General features: G+C 64.3%; 28 protein-coding genes and 1 pseudogene. 21 read left to right on the top strand and 8 right to left on the bottom strand.

All coding sequences use genetic code 11. The features are described 5' to 3' along the window. Position 1: 1 nt before the first annotated feature. The 4 genes from PPZ50_RS17060 to PPZ50_RS17075 form a co-directional block, all read right to left on the bottom strand. Positions 2 to 529: an RNA polymerase sigma factor gene (locus PPZ50_RS17060; protein ID WP_272815857.1), complete on the bottom strand. Its 528-nt coding sequence runs from the start codon at positions 527 to 529 to the stop codon at positions 2 to 4. A gap of 603 nt (positions 530 to 1,132) precedes the next feature. Beyond that, positions 1,133 to 2,386 (bottom strand): hypothetical protein, encoded by a 1,254-nt coding sequence (locus tag PPZ50_RS17065; RefSeq protein ID WP_036527611.1) that lies wholly within the window; start codon positions 2,384 to 2,386, stop codon positions 1,133 to 1,135. Positions 2,387 to 2,707: 321 nt separating this feature from the next. After that, positions 2,708 to 3,727 carry an acyltransferase family protein gene (locus PPZ50_RS17070; RefSeq protein ID WP_036527609.1) on the bottom strand — a complete coding sequence of 340 codons (1,020 nt, stop codon included), beginning with the start codon at positions 3,725 to 3,727 and terminating at the stop codon, positions 2,708 to 2,710. Continuing rightward, positions 3,711 to 4,088 (bottom strand): hypothetical protein, encoded by a 378-nt coding sequence (locus PPZ50_RS17075; protein ID WP_036527606.1) that lies wholly within the window; start codon positions 4,086 to 4,088, stop codon positions 3,711 to 3,713. The genes PPZ50_RS17070 and PPZ50_RS17075 overlap by 17 nt, the downstream gene beginning before the upstream one ends. A gap of 147 nt (positions 4,089 to 4,235) precedes the next feature. On the opposite strand from PPZ50_RS17075, the pseudogene PPZ50_RS17080 reads away from it, so the two are divergent. Together PPZ50_RS17080 and PPZ50_RS17085 are read left to right on the top strand one after the other, a co-directional pair. After that, positions 4,236 to 4,556 (top strand): annotated as a pseudogene (locus tag PPZ50_RS17080) (ATP-binding protein); the annotation flags it as partial. Between the two features lie 228 nt (positions 4,557 to 4,784). Continuing rightward, entirely contained in the window at positions 4,785 to 5,216 is a 432-nt protein-coding gene (locus PPZ50_RS17085) for a recombinase family protein (protein ID WP_272815858.1), read from the top strand. 25 nt (positions 5,217 to 5,241) lie between these two features. On the opposite strand, the gene PPZ50_RS17090 is transcribed toward PPZ50_RS17085, so the two are convergent. From PPZ50_RS17090 to PPZ50_RS17105, 4 genes are all read right to left on the bottom strand, one after another. Then, a complete protein-coding gene (locus PPZ50_RS17090) occupies positions 5,242 to 6,216 on the bottom strand; it encodes a GGDEF domain-containing protein (protein WP_064312050.1) in 975 nt (324 codons plus the stop codon). Between the two features lie 9 nt (positions 6,217 to 6,225). Next, the gene (locus tag PPZ50_RS17095) at positions 6,226 to 6,468 is read right to left on the bottom strand and encodes a hypothetical protein (RefSeq protein WP_024310628.1); all 243 of its coding nucleotides are present in this window, start codon (positions 6,466 to 6,468) and stop codon (positions 6,226 to 6,228) included. Between the two features lie 75 nt (positions 6,469 to 6,543). Further along, positions 6,544 to 6,999: a helix-turn-helix domain-containing protein gene (locus PPZ50_RS17100; protein ID WP_064312051.1), complete on the bottom strand. Its 456-nt coding sequence runs from the start codon at positions 6,997 to 6,999 to the stop codon at positions 6,544 to 6,546. A 58-nt stretch (positions 7,000 to 7,057) separates the two neighbouring features. After that, positions 7,058 to 7,429: a hypothetical protein gene (locus tag PPZ50_RS17105; protein ID WP_064312052.1), complete on the bottom strand. Its 372-nt coding sequence runs from the start codon at positions 7,427 to 7,429 to the stop codon at positions 7,058 to 7,060. Positions 7,430 to 7,820: 391 nt separating this feature from the next. Here PPZ50_RS17105 and PPZ50_RS17110 point away from each other — a divergent pair, with 391 nt between their 5' ends. Genes PPZ50_RS17110 through PPZ50_RS17200 form a run of 19 tightly spaced genes read left to right on the top strand, consistent with a single transcriptional unit; the run spans position 7,821 to position 24,517 of the window. Further along, positions 7,821 to 8,075 (top strand): hypothetical protein, encoded by a 255-nt coding sequence (locus PPZ50_RS17110; protein WP_420794432.1) that lies wholly within the window; start codon positions 7,821 to 7,823, stop codon positions 8,073 to 8,075. Positions 8,076 to 8,115: 40 nt separating this feature from the next. Next, on the top strand, positions 8,116 to 8,400 hold the full coding sequence (gene traL, locus PPZ50_RS17115; RefSeq protein WP_007406330.1) for a type IV conjugative transfer system protein TraL: 285 nt from the start codon (positions 8,116 to 8,118) through the stop codon (positions 8,398 to 8,400). After that, positions 8,401 to 8,988, top strand: a complete 588-nt coding sequence (locus tag PPZ50_RS17120; RefSeq protein ID WP_064312054.1) for a type IV conjugative transfer system protein TraE — start codon at positions 8,401 to 8,403, stop codon at positions 8,986 to 8,988. Continuing rightward, a complete protein-coding gene (locus PPZ50_RS17125; protein ID WP_064312055.1) occupies positions 8,985 to 9,797 on the top strand; it encodes a type-F conjugative transfer system secretin TraK in 813 nt (270 codons plus the stop codon). Before PPZ50_RS17120 ends, PPZ50_RS17125 begins: the two co-directional genes overlap by 4 nt. Next, on the top strand, positions 9,794 to 11,113 hold the full coding sequence (locus tag PPZ50_RS17130; protein ID WP_064312056.1) for a TraB/VirB10 family protein: 1,320 nt from the start codon (positions 9,794 to 9,796) through the stop codon (positions 11,111 to 11,113). Before PPZ50_RS17125 ends, PPZ50_RS17130 begins: the two co-directional genes overlap by 4 nt. Before the next feature lie 20 nt (positions 11,114 to 11,133). Further along, positions 11,134 to 11,946, top strand: a complete 813-nt coding sequence (locus tag PPZ50_RS17135) for a DsbC family protein (protein WP_064312057.1) — start codon at positions 11,134 to 11,136, stop codon at positions 11,944 to 11,946. Then, on the top strand, positions 11,943 to 12,728 hold the full coding sequence (locus PPZ50_RS17140; protein WP_064312058.1) for a hypothetical protein: 786 nt from the start codon (positions 11,943 to 11,945) through the stop codon (positions 12,726 to 12,728). The genes PPZ50_RS17135 and PPZ50_RS17140 overlap by 4 nt, the downstream gene beginning before the upstream one ends. 5 nt (positions 12,729 to 12,733) lie before the next feature. Beyond that, positions 12,734 to 15,298 (top strand): type IV secretion system protein TraC, encoded by a 2,565-nt coding sequence (gene traC, locus PPZ50_RS17145; protein WP_064312059.1) that lies wholly within the window; start codon positions 12,734 to 12,736, stop codon positions 15,296 to 15,298. Further along, positions 15,295 to 15,669, top strand: a complete 375-nt coding sequence (locus tag PPZ50_RS17150; RefSeq protein ID WP_064312060.1) for a hypothetical protein — start codon at positions 15,295 to 15,297, stop codon at positions 15,667 to 15,669. The genes traC and PPZ50_RS17150 overlap by 4 nt, the downstream gene beginning before the upstream one ends. After that, complete coding sequence (locus tag PPZ50_RS17155) at positions 15,662 to 16,342, top strand: TrbI F-type domain-containing protein (RefSeq protein WP_064312061.1); 681 nt, start codon at positions 15,662 to 15,664, stop codon at positions 16,340 to 16,342. The genes PPZ50_RS17150 and PPZ50_RS17155 overlap by 8 nt, the downstream gene beginning before the upstream one ends. Next, positions 16,326 to 16,919 (top strand): S26 family signal peptidase, encoded by a 594-nt coding sequence (locus PPZ50_RS17160; RefSeq protein ID WP_064312062.1) that lies wholly within the window; start codon positions 16,326 to 16,328, stop codon positions 16,917 to 16,919. The genes PPZ50_RS17155 and PPZ50_RS17160 overlap by 17 nt, the downstream gene beginning before the upstream one ends. Continuing rightward, positions 16,916 to 17,575: a type-F conjugative transfer system protein TraW gene (gene traW / locus PPZ50_RS17165; RefSeq protein ID WP_064312063.1), complete on the top strand. Its 660-nt coding sequence runs from the start codon at positions 16,916 to 16,918 to the stop codon at positions 17,573 to 17,575. Before PPZ50_RS17160 ends, traW begins: the two co-directional genes overlap by 4 nt. Further along, positions 17,572 to 17,859, top strand: a complete 288-nt coding sequence (locus PPZ50_RS17170) for a hypothetical protein (RefSeq protein ID WP_064312064.1) — start codon at positions 17,572 to 17,574, stop codon at positions 17,857 to 17,859. Before traW ends, PPZ50_RS17170 begins: the two co-directional genes overlap by 4 nt. Next, positions 17,856 to 18,869: a conjugal transfer pilus assembly protein TraU gene (gene traU / locus PPZ50_RS17175; RefSeq protein ID WP_064312065.1), complete on the top strand. Its 1,014-nt coding sequence runs from the start codon at positions 17,856 to 17,858 to the stop codon at positions 18,867 to 18,869. Before PPZ50_RS17170 ends, traU begins: the two co-directional genes overlap by 4 nt. A gap of 9 nt (positions 18,870 to 18,878) precedes the next feature. After that, a complete protein-coding gene (trbC, locus tag PPZ50_RS17180; protein WP_064312066.1) occupies positions 18,879 to 19,622 on the top strand; it encodes a type-F conjugative transfer system pilin assembly protein TrbC in 744 nt (247 codons plus the stop codon). A 3-nt stretch (positions 19,623 to 19,625) separates the two neighbouring features. Next, complete coding sequence (locus PPZ50_RS17185) at positions 19,626 to 21,761, top strand: conjugal transfer protein TraN (RefSeq protein ID WP_064312067.1); 2,136 nt, start codon at positions 19,626 to 19,628, stop codon at positions 21,759 to 21,761. After that, positions 21,758 to 22,165: a hypothetical protein gene (locus PPZ50_RS17190; RefSeq protein ID WP_064312068.1), complete on the top strand. Its 408-nt coding sequence runs from the start codon at positions 21,758 to 21,760 to the stop codon at positions 22,163 to 22,165. The genes PPZ50_RS17185 and PPZ50_RS17190 overlap by 4 nt, the downstream gene beginning before the upstream one ends. A 1-nt stretch (position 22,166) precedes the next feature. Continuing rightward, entirely contained in the window at positions 22,167 to 23,075 is a 909-nt protein-coding gene (gene traF / locus PPZ50_RS17195) for a conjugal transfer protein TraF (RefSeq protein ID WP_064312069.1), read from the top strand. Continuing rightward, positions 23,075 to 24,517 (top strand): conjugal transfer protein TraH, encoded by a 1,443-nt coding sequence (locus tag PPZ50_RS17200; RefSeq protein ID WP_064312070.1) that lies wholly within the window; start codon positions 23,075 to 23,077, stop codon positions 24,515 to 24,517. The genes traF and PPZ50_RS17200 overlap by 1 nt, the downstream gene beginning before the upstream one ends. Positions 24,518 to 24,524: the final 7 nt, after the last annotated feature.

A 24,524-nucleotide genomic window follows, 5' to 3' on the forward strand; every position in this document is an offset into this window, starting at 1 on the left:
GCTAGATCCTGCTCCAACCGGTCAGTTTCCGCTTGGCGAGACCCTGTCTTATGTCGCTGTGCGCACGGAAGACATGCTTTTCCACCGCCGATTGCCGCATGTCTAGGTCGGTGGCGATAACCGCGGGTGGATGATCGTCCAGTCGACGGCGGAGGAAGATTTCCCGTCTGAGCGGCGGCATGTTCTTCAGGATGGCGACGATCGCCTCCACCCGCTCGCGATGAAGCAAGGCCTCATCAATGCGCGGCATGGGGCAGATAAAATCTTCCTCTATGGGGCAAGTGGCAGGCATGCGCGGAAGACGGCGGAAATGATCGTTGATCAGGTTCTGCGCGACAGAAAAACAAAAAGCCTTGAGATTGGCGATCGTGCCGGTCTGCCGGTACCGGTAGATGCGCAGATATGTCTCCTGCACGATATCTTCTTCGTCATTGCCATTGCGCAGTCGCCGGGCGACAAAGCGGGTCAACTCATCGCGGATGTCATCTTCCTGGGCCAGCTCATAGCGAGCTCTGACGGTGGTACGCACGATGCACTCCTCAGAATGCGAAATCTGAAGGGAAATGGCGCGCGCATTTACGCTGCACCGCGGTGCGCCGTTAGACCGGGACCATGACGTCTGAGTGACTACGGTCGCAGACCTGCGATGGATGAAGCCTGATGCGTAGACGGCGGTGCCGACTTGCACATCGCGATCTCGCCCTTTGCCAAGCCCCTTTTTATCAGTGTGCGGACTGGCTGATGAACAGCCCCGCTGAACGCACGGTCGGAGGCACCTTCACGCGCGGAAGGCGGTTCTAAGAGTCATATCATCACGGTATCGAAATAAATTGACCATCACCGATCCACGGATCCTGCCTGATGCCTTGGAGATAGAGAAGGCGGACATCGTGCGCTGGACTTCCGGTTGAAAGCCATTTGGAGCGCTAAGCCATGGCGCGCAAGCTGGGTGCATTACCCGCAGCGCGCAGGCCGTATAGCGCCGCTGCCCTTATCGCTGTTCGACATTTTCGTATGAACCGTGGATCCGGGACCATGCGGCTTCCAGCGTTGAGACCGTCCCATGGTCGGCTGACAAGATGCAAGGACCAATGATGACATCCACATCGCATCTCATTGTCAGAGCGGACGGTCAGGACGCATCCACTTGTTCGGCCTCGTTGCGGGTGGGGTTTCTATCGGAGGGAAGCGGAGACTTTGGCTCCACAGCGATGCCGAGAGCGGAAAGGATCATGGCCCGCACAGCAGTACTCTGGATGACTTCCCTCGAAGCGTCGCTCGCCTCTCCCGGCCGGTGCCAAAGGAGGATGCCGCGGGGCTGGTGATATCCCGTGCCGACGTCGCGCTTGAATCGCTTGATCCCGGCCTCCGCAAAGGAAATCCTCTCCTTCACGCCGCCGCCGGAGGGGCGTTCCACATAATTGTCCATGCCTTCCGGCGGCTGCGCCAATCCGAAATTCAGGGTCCTGTTTACAAGGTTGACCTTGTAACAGAGGCGTCTTCCTCCGGCGAATGTCGCAGCTTCCACCAGCGACGCGAAACGCCCCGCATCCTCCGGCGTGTCGAACTCGAAATTGAAATCCGGGTGCATTGCGAGGTTCGAACGATAATCTCCGCTAAACCCGATTGCCCGGACGAAGGCTGGAACGTCGATGATGCGGGCCTGATCGCCGCCGGAGCGGAAAACGGCTTCCTGTCCCATGCTGCTCGCGACGATCAAGGTTCCATCAGTCCGGGTGATATAGTCAAGCAGATAACCTAGCTGATAATCCGCGACATCCATCGCCCGCTGTATATTCTTCGCCTTCAACCTGTCTTCATCGGAGGTCAAAGTGTATTGGAATTCCTCCGGGAAAGCATGCTTCCAATATCGATGCATCATGCCCGCGACATGATTGGTGAAGAACGTCGTGAACTCCGGTTTGGTCCGATGCAGAAGATGCTTAAAGACATCAAAGGCGATCGGCGCCTGCATGATCGAGCGACGCGACTTGTAAAGTGGATTGATCTTTTCAAGAATGACCTGCCGCGCGAGAGCGAGAACGGTCGACAAAGACAAGCCGATCCGAACCAGGCCGAGCATCAGTGTTGCGAGCTCTCTGCTCGGTTTCACGTCGGAGACGATCCCCCCATCCAGTGCTGTCTGGCGAAGGTTGAGCATCTGGAACGGCCTGCATTCGGGCGGGATCGTGCCCGGCTGCGGCGCGAAAGTGTCGGGGATGTAGAAGGCGTACGCGTCGTCGGGCGGGGGAGGATAGGATTGCAGGCTTGCAAAAACACCGACCCGCTTCCCGGCTTTGGCGGCGGTCTCCCACACAGGCGGGAATTCGCTCGCTCTCGTCAGATCCTGATTAAGGAACTCAATTCCATGGCTGCGATTGTCCACCCCCCGATGCAATGTCGGCCACGTTACCCAGGGATGAAGTTCCCCCACATCTGTCGTAACAGTGGTGTAGGATCTCGACATGCCTAAAATATTCGCGAAGTTCCCATGAGGATTTCTTCCAATGTACCAATCAACAACTTGCCAGGATACCTCATTTAGCTCGTATAGAATGACGGGCGTTCCTGTAACAGGTACATCAAAATTCCCGTCTGTCATGAGACGCGTACCTTCTGCCAAGGTGCATTCATGTTCTTTGTATCAAAAGAAAAACATCTCAGCAATCATTTGTTAAATTTGGTCGCATTTCACTTAATTCCTGCCCTAGCTTGCCGGGAGAGTATGGCTTCGGACGGAAGGAATAACTTTCGATTTCAGGGAGGTTGATGCCAATGCGAACTCCCTCGCCGTTCGGACTGCCGCCTCCCACCCAATCCACAGAACGACGCTTGCCGACATTCCGAATAGCCACATGCCGAACCCACCTTGGGCGGTGACATGCATGATGTCCTCGTAAATCTCGAAGAAGAAGCGGTGCCAGAGAAAGATATGGAGGTTTGCCATGGCGACGATCGTGATGAGCTTGTGCAGGATGGCGGGGACTGCGATGTCCCTTACAAAGAGGAAAATAAGGGTCCCCGCAATGAGGCAGTAGGCAGGTAGTTTGGCGGCCCCGTAAACGAGGAAGCTGCTGGCAATCGCCAGGGCAGCCATCGCGACCCTGTTTCCTTTCGGAGTCCTTGAGGGATCGGCAAAGAAGTAGAAGCACCAGCCGAGGCAAAAATTCCAGAACCGGGAGTAGGGCAGTGTAGGATGGTCCAGACCATCTGAATAGTTGTCCAGATAAAATCGTAGCAACACGGATGCGACAAACAGCAAAACGACGGAATAAGGGAGTAGCTTCCGACCGAAATTCCGGATGAGACCGATGTAGGACAGGATGTAGACGACGATCAGGATCTGCATCATGACCTGCGGATACCAGGTCGGAAACTTGGATATTCGACCGTCCGTGAAGAGGTTTCGGATAAACAATAATTCTAAAACATCGAATTTACGTAAGATGATGAAGAAGAATAAGACCATGAAGAAGCTGGGTAGCAGGATGGATCGCCCGAAGCCGATCAATCGATGCCGCATCTGTGGGAGCGAGGGAGCGTCAAGCACGAACTTCGCAAAAAAATAGCCGGAGAGCGCCATCAGGACGCTCATGCCACCCGAGAAGTTAAATCCCAAAACCTGGTCGATATCGGGGTTGGCATGGTTCAGCGCCACGAGGGATATCGCCGCCGCACGCAGGACGACTCCTGCCTCCATGCGCCGCGTCTTAAACATGGGCGACATGTTTGAGTTCCTCCAGTTCGGCAAGCGAGAGTTGATCCCAGCGCGGGGGGATGAAGCCGAGATATCCTTCCAGTGCGATGCTGGCATTAACGAACGAGAGCGAGTCCGTTGAGATGTCGATAAACCTTGTCTCTCGCCCGATCCTATCTGGGCTCTCCGTGCCAAACTCCTCGAAGATTTCGAAGATGCTGGTGGCCGCGACGTCGAGAAGGAGAATGTCCGCGCAATGGTGCGCAATCCGTCGCGAGGCGAGGCCCAGGAAGGCGGTTAGCTTACGGAGGCTGAACGGTTCGTTGTTGAACCCTTCGAACATCGCCTCGAATGACGGCGCTTTTTCGCGGGATGGCGCGAGACCGTCCATCGCCTTAAAATCATATTTGCCGTTCGACAGGCGCGGCAGGGCTTGGACCTGAACAACGGTGCATGCATGGGGGGGCAGGTGGATCTCGCCCTGCAGAACCTGATCAATGATGGCGAGTTCATCAGTCCGTGCCGTGGTCAGCGTGGTCTGGTGACACGCCTCGAAGAGGAGACCCGGATCGGCAAAGGCGGGACCCTGGCGGCGCAGCTGTCGCGGCTCGACCTGATCGTTCTCGACGAGCTCGGTTATCTGCCGTTCGCCCGCTCGGGAGGGCAGTTGCTGTTCCACCTCATCAGCAAGCTTTATGAGCGGACCAGCGTCATCATCACCACGAACCTCGCCTTCGGCGAATGGCCGACCGTGTTCGGCGATCCCAAGATGACCACGGCGCTGCTCGACCGCGTCACCCACCACTGCGATATCGTCGAGACGGGCAACGACAGCTGGCGCTTCAAAAACCGCAGCTGACAGCCACCTTCGGCGCCTTCAAAAATCTATCTTGCGCTGCGCGCGCCTCCGGTCGGGCTACGCCCGCCCTCCGCCGCACGCAGCGCAAGGCCATCTTCAACAAACCAGCATCATATTATCTGAAAAGGGGGTCCCTCTTCGACGCCGATCGGGGGTCCCTTTTGAACGCCGTTTGACAAGCAAGCCGGCTGCGAGCGGCTCTATTCCGACAAGGCCAGCGGCGCGAAAGTGAATCGTCCTGGCCTCGCCGAAGCGATTGCCTATGCGCGATCGGGTGACGTGCTGGTCGTGTGGAAGCTGGACCGCCTCGGCCGCACCATGAAGGGGCTGGTCGATTTGTCGGCCGACCTCGACGAGAAGGGGATCGGGCTGCGTTCGATCACCGATGGAATCGACACTTCGGGAACGGCGGGGCGGCTCGTCTTCAACATCCTGGCGGCGATGGCCCAGATGGAACGCGAGCTGGTCCGCGAGCGGACCACTGCTGCGCTGGCCGTCGCACGGCGCAAGGGCCGGTTCGGCGGGCGAAAGACGATGATGACCGAAGAGCGCCGGAACGCGGCCACCAAGCTGCTCAAGACGGAGATGTCGTCGCGTGAGATCGCGCGCGCGATCGGCGTCTCGATCTCGACCTTTTACAGGCATTTTCCCGCGCGATAGCTGCGGTGCCGACGCGTGCGGCGTATCACGGGAATGGGCGCGCAGCTGGCTGCTCAAGAATAACCCGGTTGCCCAAGCCATTCGAAGCCCGTGCCAGCGCATCGGCTGCGTCTGCAATCAGATCCTCGGAGACAGCGTTGGGGGCGAGTACGAGACCCGCCGAGCATGTCACCTCGCCGATCGGCGTCTCATTCTCGACGCGCTGCAGCTTTCGCCTCGAGAATGCCTTGCGGGCTGCGTTCAGCATATCGCGGGCGGCTTCGGGGTCGCAGTTGTCGAACACGATGGCGATCCGCTTTGCCTCCCAGCGGCCGACCCGGTGCGGCATGCAATGATCCCGCAATGTCTGGCCCAGCGCGCGCAGGACCCGCTCGACGACGCCGATCCCATGAGCCGCCCCGATCGAGGTGACCTGATCGAGCGCAACCAGCGCAAGAAGGGTAGGGCCTTCCCGCTCGAGTGCGGCGGTGAGCACCGAGTCGATCGCGATGCGGTTGAGGAGCGAGGTAGCAGGATCGATGTCGGTATCGACGCCCAGCGAGCGTAGGCGCTCGCGGACTAGCGCCGTCTGAAGGCTCATCTGCTTCAACCGCTCCTCGGCGCGCTCGGCCTGGGCAGTCATCCGAGCGACCGCGCTGTGAATGTTGCCGTCTGTCGAGACCAGTTCGGCCGCGGTGAGCGTGAGCGATTTGACGAAGGCATTGGCTTCCTGGGCGGTTGCCCCGATGATGTGCATGACCTCCGTGGAAAGCTCACCGATCGTCGTCGCGGTGCCATGGAGATCCGCTGGTGCCGAAATCGCTCGCACGTCTTCCTGTCTGAGGCGATAACCGCCGTCGATCAGATTGGCGACGGCCATGAAATGGGCCTCGTCAGCACCTTCGAAATAGGTGTGAGCGAAGCCGTAATTCTCGGGGCTGTGCGGCAGTCGATGCTCGTCGAGAAAATCGACAATGGCATGACCCGATTCGTCGGCTGGCGGACTGGTGCGCAGATCCATCAGAGGCCTCTATCGCCGTTCCGACACAAGGATGTCGTGCCACAGGAACAGATCGCGGTCGATGAGTTCGAGAAGTGCGTTGATAGCGGCCTCGCGGGAGCCAAGTTGATAGCGACGCTGGATCTCGTCCGCGACTCGCAGCGATGCAGGGGAGAGCGCATAGGTGGACCGCTTGTAACCCGCAGCATCCTCGCGTTCTTTTTTGCGGCGCATCGACAGGGTCGACCGCGCGGGTTTCGGCTGAGAGTCCATATCGCCCTCTAAGCGAAACAGGTGTCACTCTCCAAAGCTCGTTTGATGGGAACGGAGTTCACCACCGGAATTGGTTCAGTTTGCTCCGGTCCGGGGCGGGGGAACCGAATTGAGCATGTTCATCAGGATGGATTGCAAAACCCGCTCGATCGCTTCGGGAGCAAGCCCATCGCCTTTCACCTGCTCGGCGAGCGACAGTAACTGGGGGCAGGAAGCTTCGACGAAGCGGCACGCGACGAGGTAGATCTTGTCGAAGCTGTCATCGAAATAGGCGAGGGGCGTCTTCATCCAGACTGCGGCAAGAAACGCACGTTGCCGGTCGATCTCCAGGATCTCCATGACCCTTATCTGCATCGCGGCCGTAAAGCTGGCGCGACCGGATTTGACCTTTCCGATGAGACTGACGCTTTTCCCGAGTCTCCGGGCCATTTCGACATTGGTTACGCCACGGCGATTCCACTGCTCGATGATAAGCGGATAGTAGAAGTCTGTCTCGGTCTGTCGGCTTGCTGCATCCCTCTGGTCAGTCATGACGACCCCCCTTCTGGGCGCTATATACGGTTATAGCCCGAGAGGCTGTCAATATTTTTTAAGCGTTAGTCGGAACTTTTCGACGAATTGCACAATCGAAGACGCACAGCATCGACACGGTGAGCAGGAAACGCGCTGTGGCAGGGGTGGTGGGGTCGGTAGTGGCCCTGTCCCGCGCGGCCTGGAAAAGCGCCTTCTGATCGATCTGAATGCGGAAACCGACCCGGTTTTCACCATTGTCCTCGATCGTCGAGGCGCGTTCGAGCATCAGTTCGAAATCCGGCATATCCAGGAATTTCTCCAGTCCATACAGGGCGGTAGAGGAAACGGTCTCAAACCGTCGCGTTGCCAGCGACCGGGTTCTGATCGCTTCTGTTGTGAGACGGAACAGCTCATCGCTGACCCGGAAGGCGTAGATCACATTCGACATGGGGAACGGATAACCCGAGTGCGGACGAGCGCATACCATCTGGATTGATAGTTTCTCGAATCAATCATTGCCGCACGACCGGGGATGGTCATTCCAGTTTCGCAACGAAGGCGGTAAAAAAATTCCGCAGGTGGTAAAAAAATTACCTGCTCTATGTTTGTCTGCAGACTCATCGCGTCAGTTTTTTGGCGGAAATGCGTAGTCGGGCTTTCCCGCAGTCAAAGTCGATACGGTAATTTTTTTCCGTCTTGTCGAGGGTCAATACTTGCGAAATCCTTAGGGAGACGACGCGCTTGTGCTTCGTCTTCCAAGGGGAAAGAGCATGTCTGCACTTTCAATGCCGAAGGGTGGCCAGATCAATGGTGTCCTTCTCGGCCTGGCGATCATCGCGATGTTGATGGTCCTGGGCGCGTCGGCGGCGTTCGCCGGCGCCGACACGACGTTCAATACCGCGCTGACGAAGTTCACGGACTTCCTCGAGGGCTCGGGCGGCAAGATCATCACCGTCATGAGCCTCGCGGGCGGCATCGTCGCGCTGGCGTCGGGCCGCTTCAGCCTGGGCCAGGTGGCCGTTCCCGTCGCCGTCGGCGTCGGCGCGGGCACGGGTATCCCGATCGTCACCTCGACCGTCACCGCGACGATCTGAGGCGTCGGCTGGATCAACCGCTGGGAGGGCGGCTTAGCTTATGGACCGGTACACCATCCCTTCGCATCTCGACGACCCGGAGCTGATCGGCTTCTGGACGCTGGACGAGTTCCTCGCGATGGCGATCCCCTTCATCTGGGGGATCCTGTCGCAGCACGTCGTGATCGGACTGATGGTCTCGTTGCTCGGCTGGTGGGGTTTTCGGAAACTCAAAGCCGGCAAGGCCACGTCGTGGATTCTCCACATGGCCTACTGGCACCTGCCGTCGAGTTTTACCGGGCTGAAGGCGACACCGCCCTCCCACCTTCGCGTGATGGTGGGCTAAATGGATTATTCTGTCGGTCTCGCGCAGTCGCAGCGCGTCCTCAAGCAGCGCAACATGCTCGGCATCGTCGCGCTGGTCCTCGCGGGCCTCGTGGTGCTGCTGTTCCTGGTCGGCGCGACCCGTGACCGGGAGATCGTCCTGCAGCCGATCGTCCGCTCCCCGCTGACGCTGTCGTCGAGCGGGGTCAGCGAGCAGTATCTGGAGATGGTCACGCGCGACACCGCGCTGATGACGCTCAACCGCTCGCCCGAAAATCTCGAATACTGGATGGACTCGATCCTGGCGATCGCCACGCCGGAAGCACATGGTTCGCTCAAGCGCGACCTGATGAAGATCCTCAACGAGCAGCGCGGATCGAGCATCAGCCAGTATTTCACGCTCGCCGGCATGAAGGTCGACACCGAGAAACTGACCTCGGAAGTGACCGGCACGCTGCACACCGTCGTCGGCTCGAAGTCGGTCACCGCCGAGCCGAAGACGTTCCGCTTCTACTGGGCGTATCGCGGCCTGACTCTCCAGCTCAAGGGCTTCGGGATGGTCACCAAGGCCGACAAGGACGCCGCGGCAACCATCGGAGACGACGCATGACCGCCTGGGTCGCAGTCGGGCTGATCGGGGGCGGGACCGCCTTCGCATCGCGCCTGTGTTCGCTATCGCGCCTGATCGGGGCAGGGATGATCGTCGCGGGCGGAATGGTGCTCGCCGCGCCAGCCTTTGCCGACGAGCATGTGCTGGCGAAGGACAACAGCGAGGTCGCCTGCACGATGTCGAAGTCGGGGCTGACCCGCGTCAGCCTCAAGGACGATCGCTTCGCCAGCGTCTCGAAGCTGACCACCGGGGTCGATACCGACGATTTCACCGTGGTCAACGAACCGACCCGGGGCGACATCTATGTGTCGGTCCCGGAAGCCTATTCTCGGCCGAACGTGTCGTTCTTCGGCACCACGTCGAAGGGCTATGTCTACAAATTCTCGTGCCGCCTCGCCGGTGACGACGCGCAGCAGGTGTTCGTCGAGAATAAGGATATCGGCGGCGCCGCGGAAACGCAGGTCGCGGCCGTCGCGGCATCGCCGCAGGAGGCGTCCGCCACGCTTGTCCAGGCGATGTTCCAGTCCGCGCCGCTCGAAGGGTTCGAAGTCAGGCCGGCGGTCACCGACCCGGTGATGATCGGCGCGCTCAAGGTCCAGATGGTCGCCGAATATCGCGGCGCCAGCCTCGCGGGCCGCACGCTCAGGATCGAGAACCGGGGCAAGGTGCCGGTCGCGCTGGGCGAGGGCACGATCGCGCCGTCGAACGCGATCGCGGTCTCGGTCGCCAACCCCAACCTCAAGCCCGGTGAAGCCACCACCGCCTATATCGTCACGCCTTCGGGCCTCGCCAACGGAGTGCGGCCATGAGCCTCAGGGACATCTTCCAGCGTAACCGTGCCAAGCAGCTCGATACCGAGCCGGAGGAGGGCGGGGACAGCGAGCTGATGGCCGGCAACGATGCCGTCCGCAAGAAGCAGCTGCTCTATCTCGGCTGTGGCGGCGCCGTCGCGCTGGTGCTGGGCTCCTGGTACGTCATGGGTGACGATGCCAAGCTGAAGCCGGTCGGCACCGACGGGAAGGAGGTGAAGATCACCACCGACGACATGGTCAACCGCAACATGTCGCAGCGTGAATGGCAGGCCGCATCCGAAGCGCAGATGCAGTCGATCAACAATCAGTTGAAAGGCGTCGACGGCCAGCGCGCGCAGATGGAGCAGTTGCAGGCGCAGATCGCCGCGCTCCAGGGCGAGAAACAGTCGATGGCGAGCGACGGCCAGCGGGTCATGAGCGCCTATCAGCAGGAGAACGACCAGCTTCGCCAGCAGATCGCGCAGCGTAACGCCGCGCCGGTCGCGCCGGCGCCGACACAGATGTACGGCCCCGGCCAGCCCAATTACCGCACCCCCGGCGCGCCGATGACGGCGGGCGAGGCGGCCGCGGCGGCGGTGTCGCAGTCGCGCTCGATCAAGCTGGTATCGTTCGAGGGCGGCCCGTCGGGCACCGCGACACGGATCTCGGGCGGCACGACCAGCTACACCGACAGCCCCAATTACCTGCCGCCCAACTCGATCGCCAAGGCGAAGGTCATCGTCGGCGTCGACGCCTCGGCGGGGGTCCAGTCGCAGACCGATCCGCTGCCGGTGATCCTGCGCATCACCGGCCCGGCGCGCTCGGTCTACCAGAACGGCAAGCTGCTCACGACGCGGATCGAGGGCTGCGTCATCAACGGTGCGGCGCGCGGCGACCTCTCGTCCGAGAAGGTCTATGTCAAGCTGCAGCGGATGACCTGCCCGCAGGCCAATGGCCGGTTCGCGGTGTCGGACGTCAAGGGCTTCATCAGCTTCGCCGGCAAGACTGGCGTGCGCGGCCGTGTCGTCAGTCGCGAAGGCGGGCTCGTCACCCAGGCCTTCATCGCCGGGATCGCAGGCGGGTTCGGGCGCGGCTTCTCGGCCAACACCGACATGCTGCTCCAGGGCACCAACGTCACTGTCAACGGGAAGCGCCAGCAACTCGGCATCGGCGATATCGCTCAGGCCGGGATCGGCAACGGCGTCGCGCAGTCGGCCGACATGGTCAGCAAATACCTGATCGAGCGGGCCGAACAGTACCAGCCCATCATCGAGATGCCGACCGGCATCGATGTCGAGATCGTCTTCCTCGAAGGCGTCTTCATCCAGAACTGAGCCCGGGAGGAGGCGGTCACATGGCAAATACTATCATGATCGGCGCGATGGCGGGGGCGGCGATGCTGCTGACCGGCTCGGCCGAGGCGCCGATCGGCGCGCAGGTCCAGGTCGCGCTGCAGAAGCGGCTTCCCAAGACGAAGGTCGACGCGATCGACTGTTCCAAGGTCGACGGGCTGTGCGAGGTCGTGGCGGGCGCGAACCTGTTCTACGTCGACAAGTCGGCGCGCTACCTCGTCATCGGCCGCGTCTATGACATGGAGACGCGACAGGATCTGACCGCCGCCAAGCTGCTCGCGCTTAATCCCGACATGCTGGTGGGCGGCGCGGCGAAGGCCAATGCCGCGCCCGATGCGCCCGAGGCAGGCGCGGCGCGGGCGGGTGCGCGCGTCACGACCCAGCCCGCTGTCGCCCGCACGCTCGATGTGTCGCGGCTGTCGAGCAAGGGCGCGATCACCTGGGGATCGGGTACGCAGACGGTCACCGTCTTCTCGGACTTCCGCTGCGGCTACTGCCGCGCGCTCAGTCAGGCGCTCGAGACGATGAACGTGCGCGTGATCGAGCGACCGATCTCGGTGCTGGGAAGCCGCGAGATCGCCGACCAGGTGCTGTGCGCCCGCGATCGTCATGCGGCGGTCCGCGCGGCCTATGCGCAGAACCCGGTCCCGGCAGGCGCGAAGTGCGACACCAGCGGTCTCGATGAGAACGAGGCGTTCGCCAAGGCGCACGGCATCAACGGGACGCCCGTCATCGTCCGCTCCGACGGGGCGGTGATCGAGGGCTTCAGGCCCAAGGCCCTGCTCGTCGAATGGTTGAAGGGAGCCAAGTCGTGACCCGATCCGTGATCCGCCTGCCGGCCTGCCCGGTTTCCGACTATCGCCCGCACGCCCGCGCAAAGCGTATCGCCGCGCTGGCGATGACCGCGAGCCTGGGACTGCTCGCCAGCTGCACCACGCTGGGCACCAACATCTCGGGCAAGTTCGCGTGCGGCGCGCCCGAGGGTGGCAGCTGCGCGCCGGCGACCGTCATCGATGACAAGGCGCTAGCCGAGATCACCGGCGACAGCGGCTATCATCCAGCCGGACCGTACCAGGCTCCGCCGCGCAACACCGGGGGAACGCAGCGGATCGCCTATGCCTCGACGCCTGTGCCGGCGCAGGCGGCGGGGGTCGGGCCGCAGAAGGTCTTGCGGATCGTGTTCCCCTCGCATGTCGACGCCGCGGGGCGGTTCCATGAGACGGCGGTGGTGCAGGCGGTGGTCGACAACGGCCAGTGGCTGGCGGCGACCGACGGCCACGGTTCGGCGCTCGCCGCGACGCAGACGCTCAACGTCAGCCCCGAGATCCTCTCGCAGCTCGGCGCGCCGATCGCCGCGCTTCCCCCGGTGCCCGCCGAGGTCGCGCAGGTCGCCGCCCCGGCAGCGGTTGCAGGTGCGGCGAGCGCGGTCGGCGCACCGAGTGCGGCAGCGGTCGCGGCCGCGCGGGCCAGGGCGCGCGACGCGGCTGCTGGCAAGGGTGTCCCGATCGCCGCGACGCAGAAGCCGGCGCCGCCCGAACTCGCGTCGAGCGCGCCGGGCAACCGTCCAGCGACCTTCTCGCCGCGCGTGGAGGACTGATCGTCATGGCGAAGACCGGCTTCATCGCGCGCCTGCTCGGCGATACGCGCGCACCCGATCAGGGCACGCCGTCGCACGGTGCGCCGATGCTGTCGCAGTGGCTGCCGTACCGCAGCTATGACGCGCGGCACGACCTGTTCTACCAGACCGACAGCATCGCGTTCGCGCTGGAACTCGCGCCATTGATGGGCGCGGACGAGCGCACCGGCGAGATCATCGCACAGATGCTGTCCGAGAGCGTGCCCCCCAGCGCGCGCGTCCAGTTGCTCGCCTTCCAGAGCCCGCGCGTGGGCGCGCTGATCGCGCAATATGCGCTGCCGCGCTACAAGGCGGGCGGCATCCATCGCAAGATCGCCGAGCGGCGATCGGCGTTCCTGCGCCACGGCGCATGGGTGTCGATGTCGAAGGACGGACCGTTCCACGTCCGCAACCATCGCATCTTCCTGTCGGTCTCGATCCGCAGCGGCAAGGCGACGCCCGAGGAGCTGACCGGCGTTCGCGACAGCATCGTCTCGACCCTGCAGTCGATCGACATGCCGGCAACCCGGCTGAAGCCGGTCGATCTGATCGCGCTGATCGACGACATCACCGCGCCGGCGTTCGACGTCTCCGACCACGTCTCGGAATATTCGGACCTCGATCCGATCGCCGACCAGTGCGTGCGGCGCGACGTCCAGACCGTCGTCCAGGCCGACCGCCTGCTGGTGTCGGTCGAGCCGCTGCGCGCGGTGACGAACCTGTCGGGCGAGACGCAGTATCAGGAGATTCGGCCCGACACGTTCGACTATCGCTTCTTCTCGGTCAGGAACCTGCCGAACCGCTGGGCGCCGTGGGACGTGCAGAAGCTGATCGGCGACATGTTCTCCGACAAGCTGCGTCCGGGGTGCCCGACGCTCACGTCGCTGTGCCTGTGTTACCAGGACGAACAGGCCGCCTCGTCGAAGGCCGGTTACAAGTTCATGCGCACGTCGAGCCTCGCGGACTCGAAGTCGGCGCGGCTGCTCCCGCAGCTGAAGGACCAGAGCCGCGAATGGGAGCATGTCACCCAGGAATTGCGCCTCGGCAAGAAGCTGGTGCAGGCCTATTATGCGGTCGGCATCATCAGCCCGAAGGGGCAGGGTGACGCAAACGAGCGCACCGTCAAGTCGATGTACAAGGCGGCCGGTTGGGACCTGCTCGACGAGCGGTTCCTCCAGATCATGGCGTTCATGTCGTGCCTGCCGATGACGCTGGGCAACGGGCTCGACAGCGACCTGAAGCGCATGAAGCGGCTGCGCACGATGCTGACCTCGACCGCGGCGAACATGCTGCCGATCCAGGGCGAGTATCTCGGCGGGCATCTGCCGCACCTGATGTTCATCGGGCGGCGCGGCCAGCCCTTCTTCTGGTCGCCATTCGAGAACAAGGCGGGCAACCACAATGTCGCGGTGTTCGGCAAGTCCGGCTCGGGCAAGTCGGTCGCGCTGCAGGAGTTGTGCGCGGCGTTCGCCGGCGTGGGCGCGAAGATCATCGTGATCGATGACGGCCGCTCGTTCGAGCATATGGCCAAGAGCCTGGGCGGCAACTTCGTCGAGTTTCGCCTACGCGACGGGTTCAGCCTCAATCCGTTCTCGATGATCGACGAGACGCTGGTGGCGCAGGACGAGGACTATCTCGTCGACGCGCTCGCAATGCTCAAGTCGATCATCGGGCAGATGGGCCGGCACATCGACAAGCTCAACGACACCGAGCGCGGCCTGATCGACCGCGCGGTCAACCAGGTGTGGGAGGCCAAGGGCAGGGGAGGGTGCGTCGACGACGTGATCGAGGCGCTCGGCTCCGACGGCTCGGTGCAGGGCACGGATCTCGCGATTGCGATGTTCCCGTTCTCGGGCAAGGGCACCTACGGCAGCTTCTTCACCGGCGAGGCGTCGGTGGACATGTCGAACGCGCTGACCGTGTTCGAGCTCTCGGACCTGTCGAGCCGCGAGGAACTGCGCTCGGTCGTGCTGACTGCGATCATGTTCATGTCGTCGCAGACGATGCGCCGGATGGATCGCCAGATCCCCAAGGCGCTGCTAATCGACGAGGCGTGGCAGATGCTGCGCGGCGGGTCGATGGCCGATTTCGTCGAGACCTACAGCCGTACCTGCCGCAAATATGGCGCGTCGCTCATCACCGCGACGCAGTCTCTCAACGACTATTACAAGTCGGAAGGCAGCCTTGCGGCGCTGGAGAACTCCGACTGGTCGGTCATCCTGATGCAGAAACCCGACACGATCTCGGATTTCCAGAAGCACGGCCGCTTCGACATGGACCCCTACACCGAAAGCCTGCTGCGTTCCTTGAAGCGCAACGGCGCGGAATATTCCGACATCCTCATCAAGGGGCCGGAATCGATGGCGGTCGGGCGGCTCGTCCTCGATAAATATTCGGCGACGCTCTATTCCTCGAGCCCGCAGACCTTCGCCGATATCGAGCATCTGATCGAGCTCGGCTGCTCGATGGACGAGGCGATCGAGCGCGTCGCCTTCCCCGAGGAATATCGAGACAATCCTCCGGGCGAGCCCTGGGTGGAGGCGGCGGAATGAACGCCTTCACGCATGAGCGCGACTGGCACGCGCCGGCTGCGACCGACTGGAAACGCACGGGCACGCGCGCGATCGGCGACGCCTGCTATATCCTGCTGCGCGTGTCGGGCTGGATGGCGATGACGCTGCTCGCGACCTTCGGTGTCGCGATCCTGTTCTTCCTGATGCTCGGCGACTTCACCGCGCTCGGCTTCTTCTCGCAGGTCGCCAACCTCGGCACGCGCTTCGTCGCGGCCGACCAGGCGCGCCGCGCGGCGTTCGGCGACCAGCTGTTCGTCGTGTGGCTGGTCGCGTTCGGCATCGTCGCCGTGACCCGCGTGCGCCTGCTCGGCGCGATCATCACTTCCACGAAAGGCCCCCGTCATGGTTGATGTTCTCGATCGTCCCGAGGCCGCGTCCGCGGCGGTGGAACCGTCCGCCCCGGCGCCGGCACCCCGTGAGGACGCGGCCGGCGCGGCACCGCGGCGTCCGGTCGCGGACAAGGTAGACCGACGCAAGCCGCAGGGGCTGCCCGTCATCGCCTATGTCGCGGTCGCGCTGGCGGTCGCGGTGCTGCTGTGGGGGGCGTGGGTGACCAAGCATCTCCTGGCCCCGCCCGCGACCGTGCCGATGGCGAGCGTCCGGCTCGAAGGCATCGTCTCGGAATATGTCCAGGCGCAGAGCCACAGCAATGGTCAGCCCCAGCAGGTGGCCGCGCAGACCCAGGCGTTCATGTCGGCGCTCGACGACGAGATGAAGAAGGTCGGCGCGAGCGGCACCACTGTCCTCGTCGGCGAGGCGGTGCTGTCGAAGAACGTCCCCGATATCACCGACCAGATCCGCCGCGCGGTCTTCGCGCGTGTGCCGCTCCCCGCGGCCGCGCCGAACGCCCCGGCCGGTCCCGCGGTCGGTGCGATGCTTCCCCAGGCCTCCGGGAACGTCGCGCCGGCCGCGCCAGGGGCGGCGGTCCCGACCGCTTCGCCGTTCGGGCCTGCGCCGGTCTCGCCGGTCGAGGCGACGGTCACCCAGTCCGCGCCGGGAGGGGTCGATGGCAGCGGCAACTGAGGCGCTGGCGCGGGTCGGTCATGCGGCCCACACGGCGGTTGACGTCGCCGGGGACCGCGCGGCCCGAAAGGCGCTGATCGTCAAGCGGGTCCGCCAGTGGAGCGCGGTCGCGCTGCTCGGGATCGTGTGGGGCGGCTACAACTCGATCGCGGCGTGGCGCGAGACCCACGCCTTCATGATAAACGCCAGCGAGAGCCTCCCCAACTGGGCGTTCTTCATCCAGCGCGGCCGCGTACCCGCGAAGGGCGACTATGTGTTCTTCGCGCCGCCCGAGGGCGAGCTGGTGCGCCGCCACTTTGGACCGGATTCGGGACCGTTCGGCAAGCGCGTGATCGGCGAGGCCGGCGCGCTGGTCGAGCATCGCGGGGAATGGGTCTATGTCGACGGCGTTCGCGTCGCCCACATGAAGCCGCGCTCGCGTTTCGGCGAAGTGCTGACGCCGGGGCCGGTCGGACGGGTGCCCGAAGGTTGCTATTATGTCGGCACCGCGCACCCCGACGGGTTCGACAGCCGCTACGGCGAGATCGGCTTCGCCTGCGCGAAGCAGATCATCGGCACCGGGACACCCATCCTGTGATCCGGCGCGCGGGCCTCTTCGGTGGAACGCTGGGCGTGGCGCTGGTCGCCTCGTCGTCCTGGCCGGTCGTGCAGGGCGCGCTCGCAAAGGATCACGGCGTGATGGGCCAGACCTGGGCGATCGCCGAGCCGGACCTGCTGGCGACGATCGACACCAGGCTCAAGACGCTGCAGGCCAATGGCGGCATCGAGCGTATGCAGACGGCGCTCCGCGAGAAGACCGAGGAGCGCGTGCGCAACCCGATTCCGGTCGCCGGCATCGGCGCGGTGCGCGAGAGCCGCAGCTGGACGTTCGACCCGACGATCGTGCTCGATCAGGATATCCAGGACCAGAAGGGCCGGCTCGTCGCGCGCGCCGGGCAGCGCGTCAATCCGCTCTCGTTCGTCGCGATGAAGACCGACCTCGTGTTCATCGACGGCCGTGACGATGCGCAGGTCGACTGGGCGCTGAAGCGGTGGACCGCGCAGAATGCCAAGATCATCTTCGTCGCCGGCTCGCCGTTCAACCGTATGGGCGAGAAGAAGCGCCGCTTCTTCTTCGACCAGCAGGGCAAGCTCACCAGCCATTTCGGGATCGCGCGCGTCCCCGCCGTGGTCGAACCGGCGGGCCAGGTGCTCAAGATCAGCGAGATCGAGATGCCGGGAGCGGGCGCATGATGTGGCTCGACATGCTCAGGACGCCGATGGCCGCGCCCGAGACGCCGGCCCTCAAGGCGATGCGGCTCGCGATCCTGTGGTCGGCGATCGCGCTGGCGACCGCCATCTGCGCGTTGCAGCCGCTGCGCGCCGCGCTCGGCGCCGGGGCAGGGGGCGCGCTTGCCGGACTGGTGATGGCGCTGGTCGTGCTCGTGCCGGTCTATGTGATTGCCAAGAACCGCGCCGATAACGCCTTCCTCGACGCGAGCCTCGCGGCGCAGCCGGACGGGGAGGGCAGGGCATGATCCGCCGCCTGCTCGCTCTGTTCGGCATGATTGCCGCGTTCGCGCTGCTGCCGGCGCCGGCGAGCGCGCTCCCGGCCAACTGCACCGGCAAGTTCGTCAACCCGATCACCGACGTCTGCTGGTCGTGTCTGTTCCCGCTGTCGGTGGGCGGGGCGCACATCTGGCCGGGAAGCCGACCCGACACCAAGAACCCGAGCCTGCCGGTCTGCGCATGCGGTTCGCCGATCCCGCGCATCGGCATCTCGATCGGCTTCTGGGAGCCGGCGCGGCTCGTCGATGTGACCACAAAGCCGTGGTGTTTCCCGAACCTGGGCGGGCTTCGCCTCAATCCGGGGCTCGATATCGGGCAGGGGCAGTATACCGGCCCGCTCATCAAGGGCGGGGCGACCCAGGCCAGCGCCAACTGGCAGGCGCATTATTACGTCTATCCCTTGCTCTACTGGATGGAGATCCTGACCGACTTCCTGTGCTTCGAGCAGGCCTCGTTCGACGTCGCCTACATGACCGAGATCGATCCCTTGTGGAACGACGACGTGCTGACCACGCTCATCAACCCCGAGGTCGCGCTGTTCAACAATCCGATCGCGGTCGCCGCCTGCGCGGCCGACTGCGTGGCGGCGAGCGCTAAGCTGCCGATCGACCCGATGTTCTGGTGCTCGGGCTGCAACGGCTCGATGTTCCCGATGAACGGCAACATCGCGGCGCATAATTCGCCGGTCCAGTCTTCGCGCCTCGCAGCCGAGCGGCTGCTGTTCAAGATGCACCGGCAGGGGCTGGCCTGGGGCACCGCGGGATCGAAGGCGCTCTGCAACAAGTACGTCATGCCGATCCTGAAGAAGTCGCAATACCGCATCCAGATGACCAACCCGACGCCCACGGTGAGCGGCAAATATGCCTGCTCGCCGATCGGCGCGACGACGCTCCCGCCCGATGCGGGCCGGGCCTTCCCCGTCAAGGGCGAGGACTTCGGCTACCTGCTCTGGCGCAAGCGCAACTGCTGCATGCTGTGAGGACCTGACATGAAGAAGTTCCTCCTCTCCGCGCTCGCCATTGCCTCGATCGGGACCGGCTGCGCGGTTCTCGCCCAGACCGTCGAGGGGCTCGATCTCGACGCGATCCGCGCGCGATCGGCCAAGTCCGAACAGGACGCGACCGCGCTGGTGAACGAGGTAGAGCGGCGCGGCGACGCGTTCCGCAAGGATGCGCAGACCGTCCAGGCGGTCGCGCTGGAACAGATGCGCACGATCGACAAGGCGAGCCTGCCCACGGGGCCGGCGGGGGCGGTCGACTTCGACGAGATGATCCAGGCCGCCTCGACCAACCTCAAGGAGAACCAGGGCACCGCGCCGCAGTTCATGGTGTTCGTGTCCACCTCGATGCCCGAACAGGCGCTGAAGCGTATCATCGCCGATACCTCGGCCGCGGGCGGTGTCGTGGTGTTCCGTGGCTTCCCCGGCAATTCGGGGAAGGCGTTCATCGCCGCGCTCTCCAAGGTGGTTGAAAAGGACCAGCAGTTCGCCTCGATCGGGATCGACCCGCGCCTGTTCCGCGCGTTCGATGTGACCGCGGTCCCGACGATGGTAGTCTCGTCGAGCGATTTCACCCCGTGCGACGGTCTCACCTGCAAGACGACGCCGCCTCCGTTCGACCGCATCGAGGGCAACGTCACCGTGCGCTACGCGCTGGAGACGTTCGCTGGCAAGAACGGTCCCGGCGCGCTGGTCGCGCGGACCGCGCTCGCCAATCTCGGCCGGAATCCCTGAACCATGCGGGGGGGCCGCCTCCTGATCGGTCTCCTCGCGCCGGTCCTGGCAGCGCAGGCGCTCGCCCAGGCCCAGTCCACCCAGCAGGGCCAGCAGGGCGTCGGCGACTTCTACGGCCTGGGCGACTACACCTACTTCAGCGACACGACCCCCAAGCCCACCCCGACCCCCACACCCACATCCGCGCCGGTCGCCAGGACGACGGTGACCAGCGTCGCCGAGCCGAGCGCGGCTCCCGCGCGGACCACCGCCAGCACGGCCCGCACGGTTCAGCCCGCAGCGTCGAGCAATGCTGTCGCGGCCGAGCCGAGCGCGCAGTCGAGCAGTTCGACCTACACCTATCCCAAAGGGGACATGGCGGCGGCACGCGCCGCGGCGAAGGCGCTGGCGACCCCGGCGCGACAGGCATCGGGCGGCATCATCTCCTCGACCGACCTTCCCTCGACCATCCCTGGCTTCAGCAGCGGCACGCAGCCCGGCGAAGCCTATGCCGACGATCCCGACGCGCTGATCGCGGCGGGCGGGTCGGCTGCGGGTGCTAACGAGGCATGGCAGCTGGTCACCGATCCGGGCCGCAAGGTCGTGACCGTGCCCGCCGGCGACCTCACGCGCGCGCAGGACGTCGAGAAGGACCCCAACAGCTATCTGGCCGGTCAGTCGGTGGGCGGTGTCGATAGCAGCTGCAAGCCGCTGCCGCCCAATGGCACCACCGATTATTACGAGGCGACCTGCAACAAGGGCGCGAAGCTCGAGGAAACGCCTGCGACCTGCACCGGCAGGATGGACCCGGTAATCGTCGATACGCTCAGGTACTTCTACTACGGCGTGCGCGACCAGAACGAGGGCCAGGGGTTCGCGCGCAACAGCGTCATGCAGGCCAAGGTCAGCGCCGGCCTGTGCCGGGTCGAGGCGGGGACGCCGCATATCTGCGATGCGCAGATCGAATTGGGGGCGGGCGGCGGCAACGTCGAGTCCTATCGCAAATGGTGCAAGAAGCAGTCGTCGATGCGCACCAACGCGCAGCTCTATTCCTGCTCGGCCGAAATACCCCAGGCCGAGATCCCGGCCCACCAGAATTACGCGACCGGCACGGTGTATCTCAGGAAGGAAGGCACGCGCGAGGTCACGCTGACGCGCAATGAGGGAAGCTGTCCGGCGCTGGTGTCCGACACCGCCTGCACCGCGACCGGCCCGGAGGTCTGCACCGAGGGGCCTGAGACGCGGATCATCGACGGTGTGTCGGTCACGGCATCGTGCTGGGCGTGGTCGCGGCCGTTCACCTGTCAGCGCATCACCCAGGCGTCCGATTGCAGCGATCTGGAGAACGGCGGGAAATGCACCTTCCTGCGTGACGAGTGCCTCGACGATCCGCAGTCCGGTCCGTGCCAGGTCACGACGAAGGTCTACAAATGCCCGGTCCCGACGCCGCCTTCGACCGGTCCCAAGCAATATATCTGCGGTGATGACGTCTATTGCATCGACGGCGAATGCGAACCGGTCGAGCGCGAGGCGTCGACCGAGTTCAAGGACGCCGTGGTCGGGCTGCACGCGCTGGGCCAGGCCAATGCCGAGTTCGATCCCGATACGCTGACGCTGTTCTCGGGCAAGCGGCAGACCTGCCACAAGCCGGTGTTCGGACTGGTCAACTGCTGCGCGGGCAAGGCGTCGGGCCTCATCACGACCGCTGCCGGCGCGGCCGCGATCGCGGGCGGGCCGGTGGCGATCGCCGCGCTCGCGACGCCGTTCCTGACGATGTTCATGTGCTCGAACGACGAGAAGCTGCTCGACGTGCAGGACCGGATGGGGATGTGCCACAAGCTGGGCGAATATTGCTCGGACAAGGTGCTGGGCATCTGCACCTCCAAGAAGACGGCCTATTGCTGCTTCGAGAGCAAGCTGTCGCGCATCCTGCAGGAACAGGGTCGCCCGCAGATCAACAAGCCGTGGGGCAGCGCCAAGAAGGAAACCTGCAAGGGGTTCACGCTCGACGAATTCTCGCGCCTCGATCTGTCGGTGATGGATTTCACCGAGGTCTATGCCGAGTTCGTCGACGCCGCGAAGCTGCCCGACGAGATCGAAACCTCACGCCAGATCCAGGAGCGGATCAAGGCCTATTACGAGGCGAAGAAGAACCAATGACCGGCGTGACGCATCTGTCGGACCATCGTCCGTTTCCCGACCTTTCGGTCGCGGAATTCGCGGTGCTGATCGCACTCCTGCGCGCCGGACCGCACCCGGCCGGGTTCCTCATCCCGACGCTCGACAGCTGGTTCGATACGAAGCTCTGCGTCGCCGATCTCGAACCGACGATCGCGCGGCTGATCCGCGCCAATCTCATCCTGCGCCGGGGCGAGACACTCTACCCGCGCCGGCACGCCCGCAACCTCATCATCGGGGTGTACGGCAACCTGTTCCGTATCCTCGCCGACGACATGGCGCAGCTCGTGTCGCTTCAGGAGCCGTCGCTCCTCGGGACGCTCAAATCCTACCTCACCCGCCGCGAACAGGAAGATCGCGAAAAGCAGAAGAAGAAGGACGACTGACATGCGCAAGGCCCTGACCCTCGCTCTCATCCTCTCGGTCGCGTCGCCCGTGCTGACGCCGGCGACGGCGCAGGACCTGACGCCGCTGCCGGATTCGGTGTCGTCGAGCCGCGATGTCGGTGACGACGGCCGCGATGGCGGCCAGGACAGCTACGGCGGCGCGGACGATCTCGGCTCGGCCGACCGCGTCGCGGCGCAGACCGGCGACGACTTCTACTGCCGCGAGCGGCGGCTCGGCACCTGGTTCTATTGCGACAAGCCGAAGGCCAAGCCCGCCGAGCAGCGGTCGGCGCAGCCTACGCGGTCGTCGGCCGAGCAACTGGCGGCGATCTCCAAACAGCTCGAGGAACTGAAGGCGCGGGCGATCCTCGAGCCGACGCCCGAGAATATCAGCCACTATATCGCCTTCCAGCGCGAGCAGCTCGACCGCGCCTCGTCGTTCGCCGACATGTGGCAGCGCACGGTGTGGCAGAACCCTGACCTCGACTACACGCTCCAGCGCCCCGTCAGCCAGCTGGGCAAGCGGACCTGGCTCGATACGCGTAACGCCGATCGCGAGCGCGTCCTGTCGCAGATCTCGCAGCGGTACGGCGTGTTCTATTTCTATTCGTCGGCGTGTGCCGCCTGCGAGACCTTCGGGCCGATCATGCGCAGCGTCTCGGACCGTTTCGGCCTGACCGTCATGGCGATCTCGCTCGATGGCGGGCCGACCCGCGCCTTCCCGAACTACACGGTCGACACCGGCCAGTACAAGGCGATGGGGATGCGCGGCCAGCAGGTGCCCGCGCTCGTCCTGTTCGACACCGTCACCAAGCAGCCGATGCCGATCGGCTACGGCGTGATGGCGGCCGACGAGGTGATGAACCGCATCTTCACACTGACCAGCGTCAAGCCCGGGAGTGACTTCTGATGGTCCGCTCGATCGTCCGCTTCTGCGCCGCGGTTCTCGCGCAGGCCAGCATGATCCTCGCATTGGGCGGTCTCGTCGCGACGCCGGCGCTGGCCGACGTCCAGGGCGAGATGAACAGCTATTTCAACAAGTCGGGCGCGGCCGCCAACGTGACCGGCCCGACCGCCTTTCAGGGGCAGTCGGCGGGTTATTACTCGGGTGGTTCGCTGTGGAGCCGCTTTCCGCAGAAGTCGATCAACCCGGTCAGCGTCGCGCTCCCCAGCGCGCGTGGCGGCTGCGGTGGCATCGACCTGTTCGCGGGGTCGTTCTCGTTCATCAACGCCGACGAGATCGTGGCGATGCTCAAGGCGACCGCCAACAACGCGATCGGCTTCGCCTTCCAGCTCGCGATCGACAGCATCTCCGCGCAGATCGGCGGGGTGATGAAGGACATGAGCCAGCGCGTGCAGCAGCTGAACGCGTTCAACATGTCCTCGTGCGAAGCGGCGCAGCAGGCGGTCGGCTCGCTGTGGCCGGCGATGGACGGGGCGTCCTCGACGATCTGCCAGCAGGTCGGCGGGGCGAAGGGGTTCTTCTCCGACGCGGCTGCGGCGCGCCACGGCTGCACCAACAAGGGCGAGCGTGAGGATACGATCGCGCGTGCCGGCGACGATGCCGAATTGGTCCAGTCGAAGAATTACACCTGGTATGCGCTGAACGCCAAAAGCGCGACCAAGCCGTCCCGCGAATATGCCGAGTTCCTCATGACGATGGTCGGCACGATCATCTATGACGCGACCAAGGCCAAGGACAGCATGGGCGCGTTCCAGTTCATCGCGCCGGCCAGCTGGGACACCTATCAGGCGCTGCTCGACGGCACCGCCTCGGCACCGACCGATGTGTGGCAGTGCGACACGACCGACGACAAGGGGTGTCTGAAGCCCACGCCCACCAAGCTGAGCATCTCGACCAACGAGGCGCTGCGTACGCGCGTCCTGAAGGCGATGGACAGCATGTCGGGCAAGATCCGCTCCAACGCCGCGCTGTCGGGTGACGAGATCGCGCTGCTGGGCATGACGTCGATCCCGCTCTACAAGATCCTCGTCGTCAACGAGGCGGCGCACATGGGCCTCTCGGGCGGCGATCGCGCGACGCTCGCCGAGATGGTCGCGATCGACATGCTGATGTCGATGCTCGACCGGATGCTGGACACGATCTCGCAGGCGCAGGCGGGCGCGAAGTTCGTCTCGACCGACGAGTTCAAGGCGTGGCGCGCCCAGGTCGACAGCGTGAAGACCGAGCTGTCGCGGCGCAGCGAGAAGATGGCCGGGCAGATCTCCAATACCTACCGGGTGATCCAGTACACCCAGTTCATGGAATCCACCCTCAAGAACACCATGAGCCCGCAGTTGTCGGCTTCGCTCCGGTTCGGACGCGGCCTCAGCGCGCAGGGCTTGCGGTAAACGGCGG

Source organism: Sphingomonas hankookensis (assembly GCF_028551275.1).
In the GTDB taxonomy this organism is placed as follows: Bacteria; Pseudomonadota; Alphaproteobacteria; order Sphingomonadales; family Sphingomonadaceae; genus Sphingomonas; species Sphingomonas hankookensis_A.